General features: G+C 65.3%; 15 protein-coding genes and 1 pseudogene. 13 read left to right on the top strand and 3 right to left on the bottom strand.

The genetic code is table 11. The annotated features are described in order from the left end of the window. Positions 1-103: 103 nt before the first annotated feature. Together GJ630_RS08150 and GJ630_RS19970 are read left to right on the top strand one after the other, a co-directional pair. Positions 104-790, top strand: coding sequence for a VOC family protein (locus GJ630_RS08150; protein WP_191449674.1), 687 nt, complete (start codon positions 104-106; stop codon positions 788-790). Between the two features lie 148 nt (positions 791-938). Continuing rightward, a complete protein-coding gene (locus GJ630_RS19970) occupies positions 939-1,217 on the top strand; it encodes a hypothetical protein (RefSeq protein ID WP_004962635.1) in 279 nt (92 codons plus the stop codon). A gap of 121 nt (positions 1,218-1,338) precedes the next feature. Here GJ630_RS19970 and GJ630_RS08160 read toward each other — a convergent pair whose 3' ends face one another. Next, positions 1,339-1,641 carry a DUF5779 family protein gene (locus tag GJ630_RS08160; protein WP_005535188.1) on the bottom strand — a complete coding sequence of 101 codons (303 nt, stop codon included), beginning with the start codon at positions 1,639-1,641 and terminating at the stop codon, positions 1,339-1,341. Positions 1,642-1,767: 126 nt separating this feature from the next. On the opposite strand from GJ630_RS08160, the gene GJ630_RS08165 reads away from it, so the two are divergent. The 11 genes and pseudogenes from GJ630_RS08165 to pfkB all read left to right on the top strand — a co-directional run bounded on the left by GJ630_RS08165 (position 1,768) and on the right by pfkB (position 13,117). Next, positions 1,768-3,012 carry a LeuA family protein gene (locus tag GJ630_RS08165; RefSeq protein WP_014039970.1) on the top strand — a complete coding sequence of 415 codons (1,245 nt, stop codon included), beginning with the start codon at positions 1,768-1,770 and terminating at the stop codon, positions 3,010-3,012. A 345-nt stretch (positions 3,013-3,357) separates the two neighbouring features. Further along, entirely contained in the window at positions 3,358-5,115 is a 1,758-nt protein-coding gene (gene ilvB, locus GJ630_RS08170) for a biosynthetic-type acetolactate synthase large subunit (protein WP_191449675.1), read from the top strand. A 14-nt stretch (positions 5,116-5,129) separates the two neighbouring features. After that, a complete protein-coding gene (gene ilvN / locus GJ630_RS08175; protein ID WP_191449676.1) occupies positions 5,130-5,717 on the top strand; it encodes an acetolactate synthase small subunit in 588 nt (195 codons plus the stop codon). Continuing rightward, positions 5,710-6,740 (top strand): annotated as a pseudogene (gene ilvC / locus GJ630_RS08180) (ketol-acid reductoisomerase). The gene ilvN and the pseudogene ilvC overlap by 8 nt, the downstream one beginning before the upstream one ends. Next, positions 6,733-6,999, top strand: a complete 267-nt coding sequence (locus GJ630_RS08185) for a hypothetical protein (RefSeq protein WP_023843192.1) — start codon at positions 6,733-6,735, stop codon at positions 6,997-6,999. The pseudogene ilvC and the gene GJ630_RS08185 overlap by 8 nt, the downstream one beginning before the upstream one ends. Next, a complete protein-coding gene (leuC, locus tag GJ630_RS08190) occupies positions 6,996-8,417 on the top strand; it encodes a 3-isopropylmalate dehydratase large subunit (protein WP_146417402.1) in 1,422 nt (473 codons plus the stop codon). The genes GJ630_RS08185 and leuC overlap by 4 nt, the downstream gene beginning before the upstream one ends. Continuing rightward, entirely contained in the window at positions 8,414-9,058 is a 645-nt protein-coding gene (gene leuD, locus GJ630_RS08195; RefSeq protein ID WP_191449677.1) for a 3-isopropylmalate dehydratase small subunit, read from the top strand. Before leuC ends, leuD begins: the two co-directional genes overlap by 4 nt. 110 nt (positions 9,059-9,168) lie before the next feature. Then, on the top strand, positions 9,169-9,909 hold the full coding sequence (locus GJ630_RS08200; protein WP_050037792.1) for a DUF6293 family protein: 741 nt from the start codon (positions 9,169-9,171) through the stop codon (positions 9,907-9,909). Positions 9,910-10,378: 469 nt separating this feature from the next. Further along, positions 10,379-11,362, top strand: a complete 984-nt coding sequence (locus GJ630_RS08205) for an isocitrate/isopropylmalate dehydrogenase family protein (RefSeq protein WP_014039977.1) — start codon at positions 10,379-10,381, stop codon at positions 11,360-11,362. 88 nt (positions 11,363-11,450) lie between these two features. Then, the gene (gene glpR, locus GJ630_RS08210; protein ID WP_014039978.1) at positions 11,451-12,212 is read left to right on the top strand and encodes an HTH-type transcriptional regulator GlpR; all 762 of its coding nucleotides are present in this window, start codon (positions 11,451-11,453) and stop codon (positions 12,210-12,212) included. Continuing rightward, a complete protein-coding gene (gene pfkB / locus GJ630_RS08215) occupies positions 12,209-13,117 on the top strand; it encodes a 1-phosphofructokinase (protein ID WP_129754990.1) in 909 nt (302 codons plus the stop codon). The genes glpR and pfkB overlap by 4 nt, the downstream gene beginning before the upstream one ends. Positions 13,118-13,154: 37 nt before the next feature. Here pfkB and GJ630_RS08220 read toward each other — a convergent pair whose 3' ends face one another. Together GJ630_RS08220 and GJ630_RS08225 are read right to left on the bottom strand one after the other, a co-directional pair. After that, positions 13,155-14,282: a hypothetical protein gene (locus GJ630_RS08220; RefSeq protein WP_191449678.1), complete on the bottom strand. Its 1,128-nt coding sequence runs from the start codon at positions 14,280-14,282 to the stop codon at positions 13,155-13,157. A 3-nt stretch (positions 14,283-14,285) separates the two neighbouring features. Continuing rightward, a complete protein-coding gene (locus GJ630_RS08225; protein ID WP_004962592.1) occupies positions 14,286-15,068 on the bottom strand; it encodes a class I fructose-bisphosphate aldolase in 783 nt (260 codons plus the stop codon). Positions 15,069-15,103: the final 35 nt, after the last annotated feature.

The raw sequence follows: 15,103 nt of genomic DNA on the forward strand, positions 1-15,103 counted from the left end.
GACGTGAATAAATGGTCGAGAACGGGAAACTCGCGTGCTGGGGTTGTTTCGCCTTCGAAACGTCGTCCACAGCGGCTTTGTCGGTGGCGGCCGAAGCACCGATATGCTCTCCTCGCCCGCCTGGCTCACACTGGAGGTGAAGTATCCGGACCGTGCAACGGCGTTCTACGAGGCCTTTCTGGAACTCGACGTACTCTCAGAGAGCCCAGACGAGGCCGTGCTCGCGGCCGGCGACACCGAACTCAGGCTCCGCGCGCCGGGGACGGTTCCGCGCGGCGGGCTCCACACCCACTACGCACTGACCATTCCCGAGCGGGAGTACGACGACTGGTACGGCCGGCTGGACGAGCGCTTCGACCTGGTCGAACACACCTTCGGGGACGCGCGCTCGCTGTACTTCTACGACCCGCAGGGCAACTGCGTGGAACTCGGCGAGCGGGCGGTCGACGGCGATGGCGTCACCGGCCTGTTCGAACTCGTCCTCGAAGTCGAGGACCTGTCCTCGGCGGTGGAGTTCTACACCACGCTAGGGTTCGAACTGGTCGACGACGGCCGCGACGAAGGCCGGGTCAGGCTGTCGACCGGCGACCTCGACCTAGAGTTGTGGTCACCACGGCTCGGCATCGCCGACGCCCGCGGCGGCGTCCACGTGGACTTCGGCGTCGTTGCCGAAGACCCGAAATCGACGGCAAGGGAAGTCGCTGACGACGCGCTTGCGGTCACATCGGTCGACGAGGGCGTCCGAATCAGGGACCGGGACGGCCACTACCTGACGCTGGTATCAGCGTAGGCGGCCGCTGGTGTCGGCGTGGCCGCCCAGTGATATTCGGGGATGCACTCGCTGGATGCGAATATAATGACCTCCCCCTGTACTAGTAGCCGTATAGGCCCCTCATAGGTAGGTTCTTTTCGTATCGAGAGCCACGTTCGAGTCGAGGATGTCCCTGACTGACTCCCGGACTGAACACGATGTCCCCGCGAAGGCGACGCTGTTCTGTCCGGACTGTGGGCACCAGAGCAGGTACGACGGTGACTGGGCTGTGGTCGAACGGTGTGGTAGTACGCACTACCGCTGCCCGGATTGCCACACCCAGATCACGACCCGACCGCGCCACACTGACAGTGGTTCCCCTCGTTTCTTTGACACCTACTGGCAAGCGTGGAACCACGGTATTCGCGTGTGGCACGGCCTGTTGCAGCGACTGCTCTCGCCGTGAGCGGTCGTGCTAGCTGTTCTGTCGTCGGCCGAAATCGCTACGCCCGTGGTTTCGATAGACATCACAGAGAAATGTATCGCCCACGACAGCACCGCTCGGTGGATGCAGCCTGTTGTGTCGCTCAATCCAGCCGCTCAGAGTCGATGCTGACCCCCGGCGGCGTCACAATCAGGAACCCGCGGAAGTGCATCAGTTCGCCGCCGGCCTCGCGGACCGGTCGGGCGAACCCGGCTGCAAGCTCGTTCAGGTCGCCCTCGACGTTGAGGACCAGTACCGACCCGTTCTCGATGGTGTCGATCCACTGGTCGGGCGATTCCGATCCGTCAAGAACGCCGAGCACGACGCGATTGCTACCGGCCCCATCACGGTCCTCATCCATCTGGTCCTCCACGGCCTGTAGGTCCAGCCCCTCGAAATCACTCATAGCCACACACATGGGCGGATAGAGCAAAAATCCTCCCCACCTGTCTGACGCGCGGCAGTCGCACTGGCCGCGGTCGTACCTGTGTGACGTGTGTACGCATCACCGCCTTATGGACAAGTATAAATAGTGGAAGCATCCAGTTACGGGTGCTTATGTCCAACAACGAGGGCACGTCGGAATCTCCGGCGGATCGAGTTCTTCCAGGGCACACTGGATTCCACGTCTGAGATTACAGACGCACGGATTTTCGACACCACGCTGCGCGATGGTGAGCAGTCACCACGTACGTCGTTCAACTACGAGGACAAACGCGAGATAGCCGCGCTGCTCGACGAGATGGGCACCCACGTCATCGAGGCCGGGTTCCCCGTCAACTCCGATGCAGAGTTCGAGGCAGTACGCGACATCGCCGAGTCCACGCGAGTGACGACCTGCGGACTGGCGCGTGTGGTCGAGAAAGACATCGAGGCGGCTCTGGATTCTGGTGTGGACATGGTCCACACCTTCGTCTCGACGTCGGACGTACAGTTGCAGGATTCCATGCATGCGACCCGTCAGGAGGCACTCGACACTGCCGTCGACTGTGTCGAGATGATCAAAGACGCGGGCGTCGAGTGCATGTTCTCCCCGATGGACGCGACTCGGACTGACGAGGACTTCCTCGTCGAAGTCATCGAGGCTACGTCCGCGGCGGGGGCGGACTGGATCAACATTCCGGACACTTGTGGGGTCGCCACGCCGCGGCGGTTCTACGACCTCATCGAGATCGTCGACGACTGCACCGACGCCTACATCGACGTGCACACGCACGACGACTTCGGGCTGGCGTCGGCCAACGCCATCTCCGGCTTCGAGGCCGGAGCCAGCCAGGCGCAGGTGTCGGTCAACGGGATCGGCGAACGCGCCGGCAACGCGGCCTACGAAGAGGTCGTGATGGCGCTGGAGTCGCTCTACGACGTCGACACCGGAATTGACACCACCCGCATCACGGAGCTATCGCGGATCGTCGAGGAGAAATCCGACATCGGGGTGCCGGCGAACAAGCCCGTCGTCGGGCGCAACGCCTTCTCCCACGAGAGCGGTATCCACGCTGCCGGTGTCATCGAGAACTCCGACACGTTCGAGCCGGGCGTCATGACCCCCGAGATGGTCGGGGCCACGCGCGAACTCGTGCTCGGCAAGCACACCGGGGCCCACTCGGTCCGGGAACGGCTCGTCGACGCGGGCTACGACCCGACCGAGGCGGAGGTCAGAGAAGTGACCCGCCGCGTCAAGGAGTACGGCGCGGAGGAACAGGTCACCATGTCGGTGCTCGAACGGTTCGCCGAGGAGATCGGCGTGACCGAGGAGAGCGAGGAGGTCCGGGCGTAGGCCGATGACCTCGCTTCCGGCCGTCACTACGAGTGAGCAGCTACCGGTGAGTACCCGGTTCCGAGTGGCTGTCCGCCAACAGCTATCACAGAACGTTTATTATTCGGGACGAACTGCATTTGGATGTGATGACCGCGGCTGCTGGGCGTCAGGTTCGACCACCCGCCAGCACCGCGACCGCTATTCTCGGCGTGCGTATTGTAGGGGCACTATAGCCCCTCATTTCACATTTTCACCCCCGGCCGAATCGATTCGCCTGAACACCACAGAGTCACCAGTCATGCACGCAGCATACACATCACCGCGGTATCGACCCCGAACACGAACAGACGGAGGGCTGACACGATGAGCGAACGTGCATCCGTCCCCAAGGAAGCGGAAGAAACGGAGTCAGAACCAGAACAGGAGCCGGTCACGACGGGCGCGCAATCGGTCATCCGTGCGCTTGAAAACGCCGGGACAGACTACGTCTTCGGCGTCCAGGGCGGCGCGATCATGCCCGTCTACGACGCGCTGTACGACTCCGACATCAACCACGTCACGATGGCCCACGAACAGGGGGCCTCACACGCGGCGGACGCGTACGGAATCGTCACCGGCGACCCCGGCGTCTGTTTCGCCACCTCCGGCCCCGGTGCGACGAACCTCGTGACCGGCATCGCCGACGCCAACATGGACTCGGACCCCGTCATCGCACTAACCGGCCAGGTCCCGACGGAGTTCGTCGGCAACGACGCCTTCCAGGAGACGGACACGGTCGGCATCACCCAGCCGATCACGAAGGAGAGCTACTTCGCCGCCGACTCCGACACCGTCGGCGACGACGTCAGCGAAGCGTTCGCGCTCGCCGACGCCGGCCGGCAGGGGCCGACGCTGGTCGACCTCCCGAAGGACGTGACCCAGGGCGAAACCGAGGTCGAACCCGGCAGGCCGGAGACGCCGGAGACCTACGAGGTGCCCGAGGAAGCCGACGACGAGGACGTCCAGGAGGCCGCCGAGGCGCTGGCCGAGGCCGACCGTCCGGTCATCCTCTCGGGCGGCGGCGTCATCAAGGCGAACGCGTCGAGCGCGCTCCGGGAGTTCGCCAAGGAGTACGAGATCCCGGTCATCACGACGATGCCCGGCATCGGGAGCTTCCCCGAGGACCACGAACTCTCGCTGGAGTGGGCCGGGATGCACGGCACCGGCTACGCCAACATGGCGATTAGCAACACCGACTGCATGCTGGCTATCGGGACGCGCTTCGACGACCGCCTGACCGGCGGCGTCGACTCCTTCGCCCCCGACGCGGAGGTCATCCACGTCGACATCGACCCCGCCGAAATCAGCAAGAACGTCTACGCCGACTACCCGCTCATCGGCGACGCCCGGGAAGTGCTCCGGCAGCTGTTCGACGCGATGCCGCGCGCACCGGACGCCGACGAGTGGCGCGACCAGTGCCAGACCTGGAAAGAGGAGTACCCGATGGACTACGACACGCCCGACGACGAGCCGTTGAAGCCACAGTACGTCGTCGAGCAGTTCTCGGAGATGACGCCGGACGACACCATCGTCTGTACCGGCGTCGGGCAACACCAGATGTGGGCCTCCCAGTTCTGGGAGTACACCGAGCCCCGCACCTGGGTGTCCTCCCACGGCCTCGGGACGATGGGCTACGGCGTGCCCGCCGCTATCGGCGCGAAACTCGCCGCGCCGGACCAGGAGGTCGTCTGCTTCGACGGCGACGGCTCGTTCCTGATGACCGTTCAGGGCCTATCGGTCGCCGTTCGGGAGCAACTCGATATCACCTACGTCGTCCTGAACAACGAGGCGGTCGGGATGGTCCGCCAGTGGCAGGACGGCTTCTACGAGGGTCGCCGGATGGCCTCCGAGTACCCGTGGATCCCGCAGTTCGACAAGCTCGCCGAGGCCTTCGGCGCGCGCGGGTTCACGCTCGAATCCTACGAGAACGTCGAGGAAACGATACAGGAAGCACGCGACTACGACGGCCCGAGCGTCATCGACGCCCACATCGACCCCGGGGAGAACGTCTTCCCGATGGTCCCCAGCGGCGGTGACAACGGCCTGTTCGCGCTCAACGAAGACCAGCTGGACATGATCTAACAATGACTGGAGGAATGCCAGGCCCCGCGCCGGACGAACGGATGCGCCCGAAGGGCCGACGCAACACGCAGGGAATCCGCGTCGATCCCGAGGCCGAAGTGACCCACGAACCGCGCCAGGCGGTGCTGTCCGCGCTGGTCAAGCACCGACCGGGCGTGCTTTCGGAGGTGTCGGCACTGTTCAGCCGACGCCAGTTCAACATCGAAAGCCTCACCGTCGGGCCAACGGTCGACGACGACACAGCCCGGATGACGATTCTCATCGAGGAACCGGAACCGGGAATCGACCAGGCGAAAAAGCAACTGCGGAAGCTCGTGCCCGTCGTCTCGGTCAGGGAACTCGAAGGCGAGGCCGTCCGGCGAGAGCTCGCACTGGTGAAAGTCAGCGGCGAGAAGCCAGACGACGTCAACGCCGTTGCCGACATGTACAACGGGCAGGCCGTCGACGCGTCGACCGATTCGGTCACCGTCGAAATCACGGGCAGCAAGCAGAAAATCGACGCCGCCATCGAGGCGTTCAAGCAGTTCGATGTGCAGGAAATCGTGCGAACCGGGGCCGCCGCACTGGAACGCGGCCCGAAAACACTAGAGAAAGATGTCTGACGAACTTACCACAACAGTCTACTACGACGAGGACGCTGACGTATCGACTATCGACGACGAGACCGTAGCCGTGCTGGGCTACGGGTCGCAGGGCCACGCACACGCGCTGAATCTTCACGAGTCCGGCGTCGACGTAATCGTCGGTCTCCGCGAAGACTCTTCGTCGTGGGCCGACGCCGAGGACGCGGGCCTCCGCGTCGAGACGCCCGACGTGGCCGCCGGCGAGGCGGACCGCGTCGTGATGCTCGTCCCCGACACGATTCAGCCGGCCGTCTACGAGGCCATCGAGGACGAACTGGACGCCGGAGACACGCTCCAGTTCGCGCACGGCTTCAATATCCACTACGGCCAGATTGAACCGCCGGAAGACGTCGACGTGACGATGGTCGCGCCCAAATCGCCCGGCCACCTCGTCCGCCGGACCTACGAACGCGGCGAGGGGACGCCCGGTCTCATCGCGGTCTATCAGGACGCGACCGGCAACGCCAAAGAGGAGTCCCTGGCCTACGCGAAGGGCATCGGCTGCACCCGCGCCGGTGTCATCGAGACCTCCTTCCAGGAAGAGGTCGAGACGGACCTCTTCGGCGAGCAGGCCGTCCTCTGTGGCGGCGTCACCGAGATGGTCAAGGCCGGCTTCGAGACGCTGGTCGACGCCGGCTACGCGCCGGAGATGGCCTACTTCGAGTGTCTGAACGAGCTGAAGCTCATTGTCGACCTCATGTACGAGGGCGGCCACATGGGCATGTGGAACTCCGTCTCCGACACCGCTGAGTACGGTGGCCTGACCCGCGGCGAGGAAGTCATCGACCGCGAAGGGATGGAGAAAATCCTCGAAGAGTCCAGAACGGCGAGTTCGCTCGCGAGTGGATCAACGAGAACCAGGCCAACCGGCCCGCCTACAAGCAGTACCGCGACGCAGAACAGAACCACCAGATCGAAGCCGTCGGCGAGAACCTGCGCGACCTGTTCGCGTGGGGAGAGGACGCCGACGCAGAGAAGACAGAAGCCCCAGCAGATGACTAAGGAACACACGGATACGATGGACGGCGAACAGAGCGAATCGCGTACGACGATGGGCAGCATCGAGCACACCCACCCCGAGACGAACGGGACCTTCGGCGCGGTGTTTCGCCGCGGCCCGGTCGTGGCCGCCGACGGCGGCGAACGCGACGCGGAGGAGGAGACTGACGAGACGATGGAGGACATCGACCACGAAGCACCCGACGAGGGTGTCACTCGGGCGTACGAGCGCGGAACGGAAGGACGGGACGAGACAGTATGAGCCAGGGAACGCTGTACGACAAGGTATGGGACCAGCACAAGGTCACGACCCTGCCGAACGGCCAGGACCAGCTGTTCGTCGGGCTGCACCTCATCCACGAGGTTACCAGCCCGCAGGCCTTCGGGATGCTCAAAGAGCGCGGGCTTGAGGTCGCGCGCCCGGACCTGACTCACGCGACGGTCGACCACATCGTGCCGACCGCCAATCAGGACCGGCCCTACAGCGACGACGCGGCCGAGACGATGATGGCCGAACTCGAAGAGAACGTCCGGGACGCCGGTATCCAGTTCTCTGACCCAACGACGGGCGACCAGGGTATCGTCCACGTCATCGGCCCGGAGCAGGGTATCACCCAGCCCGGCAAGACCATCGTCTGTGGCGACAGCCACACCTCCACCCACGGGGCCTTCGGCGCGCTCGCGTTCGGTATCGGGACCAGCCAGATTCGGGACGTGCTGGCGACCCAGACCATCGCGATGGAGAAACAGAAGGTCCGCAAGATCGAGGTCACCGGCGAACTCGACGAGGGCGTCGAGGCCAAGGACATCATCCTCGAGATCATCCGTCGGCTCGGGACCGAGGGCGGCGTCGGCTACGTCTACGAGTACGCCGGCGAGACCATCGAGAACCTCGACATGGAAGGCCGGATGTCCATCTGTAACATGTCCATCGAGGGCGGCGCTCGCGCGGGCTACGTCAACCCCGACGAGACCACCTACGAGTGGCTCGAAGGCACGGACTACTTCCAGGAGCACCCCGAGAAGTTCGAGGAACTCAAGCCGTACTGGGAGTCCATCCGCTCGGACGACGACGCCGAATACGACGACGTCGTCGAGATCGACGCGAGCGAACTGGACCCCGTCGTCACATGGGGAACCACGCCCGGTCAGGGCATCGGTATCGACGATCCGATCCCGGAACCCGAGTCGCTGGCCGACGACAAGGTCGACACCGCCCGTCGCGCTCAGGAACACATGCGCGTCGAGCCCGGCGAGACGATGGAGGGCTACGACATCGACGTTGCCTTCCTTGGCTCCTGTACCAACGCTCGGATGCCTGACCTGCGACGGGCGGCCCGCATCGTCAAGGGCCGCGAAGTCGCCGACGACGTGCGAGCGTTCGTCGTCCCCGGCAGCCAGCGCGTCCAGCGCGCCGCCGAGGAAGAAGGCCTGAAAGACATCTTCGAGGAAGCCGGCTTCGAGTGGCGAAACGCCGGCTGTTCGATGTGTCTGGGCATGAACGAGGACCAACTGGAGGGAGACGAGGCCTGTGCCTCCTCCTCGAACCGGAACTTCGTCGGCCGGCAGGGCAGCAAGGACGGCCGGACCGTCCTGATGAACCCACGGATGGTGGCCGCCGCGGCCATCACCGGCGAGGTGTCTGACGTGCGCGACCTAGAGGAGGTGGCTCTGGCATGAGTGACCCCACTGAAGACATCCCGTCGGTCGATTACGTCGAGGGGTCTGGCATCCCGATTCGCGGGAACGACATCGACACGGACCAGATCATCCCGGCGCGGTTCATGAAGGTCGTCACCTTCGACGGGCTGGGCGAGTTCGCCTTCTTCGACCTGCGGTTCGACGACGAGGACAACGAGAAGGACCACCCGTTCAACGAGGAGCGGTTCCAGGACTCGAACGTGATGGTCGTCAACAACAACTTCGGCTGTGGCTCCTCGCGCGAACACGCGCCCCAGGCCCTGATGCGATGGGGCATCGACGCGATCATCGGTGAGGGCTTCGCCGAGATTTTCGCCGGGAACTGTCTGGCGCTTGGCATCCCGACGGTCACTGCCGACCACGAGACGATCAACGCGCTCCAGCAATGGGTTGATGACAACCCCGACGGCGAGATTGAGGTCGACGTGCGGGCGGAGACAGTCACCTACGGCGACAACGAGATCAACGTCAGCGTCGACCGCGCCCAGCGAGAGGCCCTCGTCGAGGGCAACTGGGACACGACGGCGCTGATGAAGGCCAACCGGAACGCTATCGAGGAGACGGCCTCGCAGTTGCCGTACCTCGATCAGACGCGGTCGGAGCTCGAAGCAGACGACTGAGCGACGCCCGCTATTTTGGATTTCGGACGATACCGCCGCAGCGGTCGTCCAGTGATCTTCTGTCCCGGAGATGGCAAGACCAATAGCTGTGCGGGGCGCGTTCTTCCTGCATGGACCAGATTCGGGAGATACACATCGCGCCGCTGGGGCACGAACGCGACCGGATCGCCGAACCGATTCACCAGCACAACGCTGACGACGTGTACCTCCTCACAGCGACGACGGAGCCGTCACGGCTGACGCCGTACCAGCAGGCACTCGTCGAAGAACTGGACGCCAACGGTGTCAGCGTCGACCTGCACTGCGCGGATCTACACGACCTCTACGACGTGCTGGCGGTCGTGACGACGCTGACCGCCGACCATCCGGAAGATATCGTGCGCGTCAACGTCTCCAGCGGGCCGAAAGTGGCGGCTATCGGAAGCGCTATCGCGTGTATGGCGACGGCGGCGACGGCCTACTACGTCCATCCCGAGGAACACGTCCCGCCGATTTCAGCGGAGCCACTCACTCGCGGCATGGAGCGCGCGGAGGTCCTCCCGTCGTACCCCATCGAAGCCATCTCCCGCGATCAGGTCGCAGTACTGGACTATCTCAAGCGGACGAACACGAACACCTACACCGCCAAGAAATCAGACCTCATCGGGTTCGCCGAGGACGCCGGGCTTTCGTTCATCGACGACGCGGACCCGGCAAACGAGAAGGCGAAATTCGCGTTGCTGAACGCCAACATCGTCGACCCACTGGTCGAGGACGGCTACATCGAAGTCAACGATGTCGGCCGGACGAAACAGGTGGAACTGACCGAGACTGGCGAGAACGTCCTCCACGCCTTCCGACACAAACTCTGAGCTAAGCCACCCTCTGCCGTGACCGGCGCTTGGTATCGTTGTTTCGACAGTAGTGGTCCCTGCTGGACCGATAGTATCGATAGTATACTTTGTATCTGTAGTATCTACGGTATCAGTAGTTTCCATAGTGTTGTGGTAGTAAATACATATTAACCACCACAATACTCGGGTGCGCACGGTCCCTGGCGACGCGCTGTTCCCGTCGCTTCGGCCCTCCAGCAGTTCGATGCGCTCGCTGGGGAGCCGTGCCACCGCGCTGCCATCCCTGTCTCGGCCCCGAGCCATCGTCCGGCTCGCCGGGTCGAGACGGTCCACCGCTGACGCGTTCCACGAGTATGGCGGACCCCGGAGTCAACCGCTTCGGATCCGCTCCGGAAACTCCCGCTCGACGGACGCTGCCACCGCCCGAGCGCTACGTGTGAGACGGCGAACCGAACCACTTTCACCGGCCGACTACGTGCCTCCTGCTATGACACACGAGATAGCCGTTATTCCCGGCGACGGGATCGGACAGGAGGTCACACCCGCCGCGGTCGAAGTGCTTGAGGCCATCGACGCCGTCGACTTCGACTTCGTCGAAGGTGCGGCCGGCGACGCAGTGAAGGCAGAAACCGGCGAGGCGCTGCCCGAAGAAACGCGCGATCTGGCGGCCGACGCCGACGCGACGCTGTTCGGCGCGGCCGGCGAGACGGCGGCCGACGTCATCTTGCCCCTCCGGCAGGTCGTCGGCTCCTTTGCCAACGTCCGCCCGGCCCGCTCGTATCCGGGGCTCGACGCCGTCCAGCCCGACACCGATATCGTGTTCATCCGGGAGAACACCGAGGGCGTCTACAAGGGCATCGAGAGCGAAATCTCCGAGGGCGTCACCACCTGCACCCGGGTCATCACCGAGGACGCTTCCGAGAAAATCGCCGAGTACGGCTTCAGCTACGCGAAGGGGAACGGGTACGACGATGTGACGATTGCCCACAAAGCCAACGTCATGCGCACCACGGACGGCCTGTTCCTCGATACGGCCTCGGCGGTCGGCGAGGACCGGGACGCGTCCTACGACACCGCGCTGATGGACGCGCTCGCGATGCACCTCGTGATGAACCCGCAGGACTACGGCGTCGTCATCTGTCCGAACCTCGCCGGCGACATGCTGTCGGACCTCGCCGCTGGCCTCGTCGGCGGCCTCGGTCTGCTGCCGTCGGCCAACATCGGCGAGGAGAACGCGCTGTTCGAGCCGGTCCACGGCTCCGCGCCGGACATCGCCGGCGAGGGTATCGCAAACCCCTCGGCGATGATTCTCTCCGCCGCGATGCTGCTCGACCACCTCGGATACGACGAGCAGGGCGATGCTGTCCGGTCGGCCGTCGAGTCCGTGCTCGACTCGGGTCCCCGAACGCCGGATCTGGGCGGCGACGCATCCACTGAGGACGTGACCGCCGCGGTAATCGACGAGCTGTAGGCAGTTTTCTCGCGTTCTATCCGGGCAGAAACAAGCACGGTCCGATAGAAAGAGGTAAAACCGAAGCGAAACAATCACAGCAGAGAGAATGCTCCCGGCCGAGCGAAAGCGCACTATCGTCCAGTTGGTGACAGAGCGAGACGGCTGTTCAGTGTCGGAACTGGCCGCGGAACTCGAGTTTTCGAAGGCGACGATCCGCCGTGACCTCCGGGACCTGGAGTCGCAAGGCCGCATCAAGCGGTCCCACGGCGGCGCAGTACCGGCGTCCTCCGCCGGGACCGAACGACCGTACGGCCAGCGCGAGGTTGACCACTACGCGGAGAAACAGGCCATCGGCGAGCGAGCCGCACAGGAAGTCCGTGAGGGCCATGTGGTCTGTTTCGATGCGGGCTCGACGACGATGGAAGTCGCTCGTGCGATTCCGGACACCGACTACGTCGCGGCGACGAATATGCCGGAACTCGCCACCGAGGTGGCCGAGCGAGACGTCGATGCGAAACTCACCGGTGGAAGTCTCCGACCGCGGACCCGGGCGCTCGTCGGCCCGATGGCCGAGCGAGCCATCGGGCGAATGAACTTCGACCTGTTGTTTCTGGGGACGAACGCCCTCGACAGCGCCGCCGGGCTGTCGACGCCAAATGAAGACGAGGCGGCCGTCAAGGAAATCATGGTCGAGCGCGCCCGCCGGGTCGTGCTGGTCGCCGACGCGTCGAAGTTCGGCGACCGGAGCTTCGTCAGCTTCGCCGATCTGGACCAGGTCGACCTGCTGGTCACTGACGCCAGCCCGTCAGGGGCGCTCGCCACGGCACTCGCGGACGCCGACGTGACCGTCGAGGAGGTCAGCACATGATCGTCACCGTCACCTACAACCCCGCCGTCGACCAGACGATTCAGTTCGACGAGCAGATGGCTCCCGACCGTGTGATGCGGGCCGACGAGGCGCAGTTCGACGCGGGCGGGAAGGGCATCAACGCCGCGCAGTTGCTCACGGCCATGGACCGCCCCTGCGTCGCGACGGGACTGCTGGGCGGGTTCACCGGGTCGTTCATCAGAGAGACCCTGCAGGGCGACGGCGTCGAGACGGCCTTCGTCGACGTGGACGGAACGACGCGTCTCAACACCACCGCTATCGCGGCCGCGGAGGAGTACAAACTGAACCAGGCCGGGCCGACCGTCGGCGAGTCGGTCGTCGACTCGCTGCTCGAACGGGTGCGAGCGCAGTCCCCCGACCGCGTGCTCGTTGGTGGGAGCCTGCCGCCGGGGCTGTCCCCCGACGCTATCGACCGCATCGCGACCGGCGGCGACTGGGAGACAATCGTCGACACCGGTGGCGGCGTCCTCCGGGAACTCGACGCCCAGTACGGACTCTGTAAGCCGAACCGCGACGAGCTCGGCGATGCAACCGGGGCCGATGTCTCCACGGTCGAGGGGTGTGCGGACGCGGCGGAGAAGTTCCGGGAGCGGGGCTTCGACCGCGTGCTGGCCTCTCTCGGCGCGGACGGCGCTGTCCTCGTCGGCGACGCGGGCAACCTGTACGCCGAAGCGCTGGACATCGACGTCGTCGACACCGTCGGGGCCGGCGACGCGCTCCTTTCGGGCGTCCTGAGCGCCTGGGAAGCCGGCGCGGACGACGAGACGGCGCTCCGGACCGGCGTGGCCGTCTCCTCGCAGGTCGTCCAGCAGGCCGGCACGGCCGTTCCCGACCTGGGCGATATCGACTCGCTCCGGGATGGCGTGACGGTCCGACGGCTGTAGCGGGCACAAAAGATTCGTAGAACGCGGAGACAGCAACTCAGAACTTTTTGAGGTAGTCGTCGACGAACGCACGCACGTCGGCCAGCGACGGCTGGTCCGCGGTCCGGACGAAGTAGCCGGCGACGGCGTTGCCGACGACGACGGCGGCCGCCGGCGGGAGGCCGGCGATGAGCGCGAGCCCCAGTCCGGCGTTGAAGTGGTCGCCGGAACTGGTCGTCAGTTTCGGGTCCGGGACGGCCGGGACGGCGACGCTATCGGTACCGTCCCCGGAGACGGCGACCGACCGCTCGACGCCGTGGCCGACGAACCAGGTCGGTTCCAGCGCCTCGAACACTGCCTCGGCGTCGTCGGCGAACGACCGCTCGGCGTCGCCGGCGTAGGCGTCCGCGAGGACACCCGTTTCGGCACGGTTCGAGGAGATCACCACATCAGTCACCTCGTCCAGCCGCCCGATGGCCTCCCGGCCGGCGCGCAGCCGGTCGGCGTCGAGCTTTCGCACGTCGCCGGGGTCGACAAGCACTGTTTCGGGCGGGTCGTCGATATCGCCCCACAGGTCACGGAGCCCGTCGAAGACCGTCGGCAAGTCCGGCGTCTCGGACCAGTAGCCAGTCCCTAACAGACTCGCGCCGTCGAGCTTCCCGGCCAGTCGGTCGTGGCCGAAGGCCGCGTCGAGTTCGGCCCAGTCCAGCGACATCGTGTCGCCGATCTCGGTGAGCATGAGCTTCCCGTCGTCGAACTCGACGGCGTCGGTGACGCCGGGCTCGCCGATTGAGTGGAGGTCGTACTCGCCGAACTCCGCCTCGAAGGCGTCGTGGACCGGGTCACCGTACATCCCGACCATCACGGGGTCGAACGACCAGCCGCCGAAGGCCCGCGCGAGGTGGCTGGTGTGGCCGCCGGTCCGGCTCCCCTGCTGGAGCCACTCGAAGGAGAGCGAGCTGTCGGCGGCGACGGAGCGGTCGATGCGGTCGCCGAACCCCTCCAGCGTGGCGAGGCGCTCGTGGCTCTCTGGGTCGATGCGGTCCGCGACGACCTCCCGGACGCGGTCGAGGTAGCCGTCGAAGCCGAAGACGACCCGACCGGCGTCGATAGCGTCGGGAAGCGCGTCGCTATCGGGCAACGCTTCGTCTGCCGCGGCGACGGCTCGGCGCGTCTCCTCGTCCATGGCCTACAGGACGTCGTCAGCTGTCGCGTCCTCGAAGATGACGCCTTCGAGCTTGTCCAGGATGTCGTAGGGGTCGTCGCGCTGCCAGACGTTGCGGCCGACGGCGAGGCCGGCGACGCCGACGTCCATACAGTCCTCGACGAGTTCGAGGAAGTCCCGGTCGGAGGTCTTCGAGCCACCGGAGAGCAGGACGCGGTTGTCGGCCGCCGAGCGGACGGCGTGGGCCATCGCCTCCTTGTCACGCGGATACTTGACCTTCGTGAAGTCCGCGCCGAGTTCGAGGCCGATGCGGGCCGCGTAGGCGATGGTCGACGGACTGCGGTGCTCCTTGATGGCCTGTCCGCGCGGGTACGACCACATCGCAATCGGCAGGTCGTGGTCGCGGGCGTTCTCCTGCACCGGGCGGAAGTCCTCGAACATGTCGGTCTCGCGGTTGACGCCCGGATAGACAGTGTACCCGATGGCGTCGGCACCGAGTTCGGCGGCGTAGTCGACCGACCAGTTCTGTGGCGAGTACGGGTCGCCCATCCAGAGGTCCGACCCGCCGTTGAGCTTCGCCAGCAGGTTCACATCGTCCTCGTAGCTCGGGTAGTACGTCTCGGCGAGGCCCTTGCCGACGGCCAGCGCCGTCACGGCGTCGTGGGTCGCCATCTCGAACACCTCACGCGGGTCGAGGCGCTCCTCGACGCCGCTGAACTGCTTGGGACCGTGTTCCAGCCCGTGGTCGTGGGCCAGCACGAGCGTCTTGTCGTTCCGTACGAGCGGTGAGTCACCCAGTGGTCGCATGTGTCGTGTTTCTACCGAGAACGACCATTAACAGT

The sequence above is a fragment of the Haloarcula sp. CBA1122 genome (assembly GCF_009741785.1).
In the GTDB taxonomy this organism is placed as follows: domain Archaea; phylum Halobacteriota; class Halobacteria; order Halobacteriales; family Haloarculaceae; genus Haloarcula; species Haloarcula hispanica.

Excerpts from the sequence above, each read along its gene's own strand:
- GJ630_RS08150 (WP_191449674.1), top strand. The coding sequence starts at position 104 with ATGCTCTCCTCGCCCGCCTGGCTCACACTGGAGGTGAAGTATCCGGAC.
- GJ630_RS19970 (WP_004962635.1), top strand. The coding sequence starts at position 939 with ATGTCCCTGACTGACTCCCGGACTGAACACGATGTCCCCGCGAAGGCG.
- GJ630_RS08160 (WP_005535188.1), bottom strand. The coding sequence starts at position 1,641 with ATGAGTGATTTCGAGGGGCTGGACCTACAGGCCGTGGAGGACCAGATG.
- ilvB (WP_191449675.1), top strand. The coding sequence starts at position 3,358 with ATGAGCGAACGTGCATCCGTCCCCAAGGAAGCGGAAGAAACGGAGTCA.
- ilvN (WP_191449676.1), top strand. The coding sequence starts at position 5,130 with ATGCCAGGCCCCGCGCCGGACGAACGGATGCGCCCGAAGGGCCGACGC.
- GJ630_RS08185 (WP_023843192.1), top strand. The coding sequence starts at position 6,733 with ATGACTAAGGAACACACGGATACGATGGACGGCGAACAGAGCGAATCG.
- leuC (WP_146417402.1), top strand. The coding sequence starts at position 6,996 with ATGAGCCAGGGAACGCTGTACGACAAGGTATGGGACCAGCACAAGGTC.
- leuD (WP_191449677.1), top strand. The coding sequence starts at position 8,414 with ATGAGTGACCCCACTGAAGACATCCCGTCGGTCGATTACGTCGAGGGG.
- GJ630_RS08200 (WP_050037792.1), top strand. The coding sequence starts at position 9,169 with ATGGACCAGATTCGGGAGATACACATCGCGCCGCTGGGGCACGAACGC.
- GJ630_RS08205 (WP_014039977.1), top strand. The coding sequence starts at position 10,379 with ATGACACACGAGATAGCCGTTATTCCCGGCGACGGGATCGGACAGGAG.
- glpR (WP_014039978.1), top strand. The coding sequence starts at position 11,451 with ATGCTCCCGGCCGAGCGAAAGCGCACTATCGTCCAGTTGGTGACAGAG.
- pfkB (WP_129754990.1), top strand. The coding sequence starts at position 12,209 with ATGATCGTCACCGTCACCTACAACCCCGCCGTCGACCAGACGATTCAG.
- GJ630_RS08220 (WP_191449678.1), bottom strand. The coding sequence starts at position 14,282 with ATGGACGAGGAGACGCGCCGAGCCGTCGCCGCGGCAGACGAAGCGTTG.
- GJ630_RS08225 (WP_004962592.1), bottom strand. The coding sequence starts at position 15,068 with ATGCGACCACTGGGTGACTCACCGCTCGTACGGAACGACAAGACGCTC.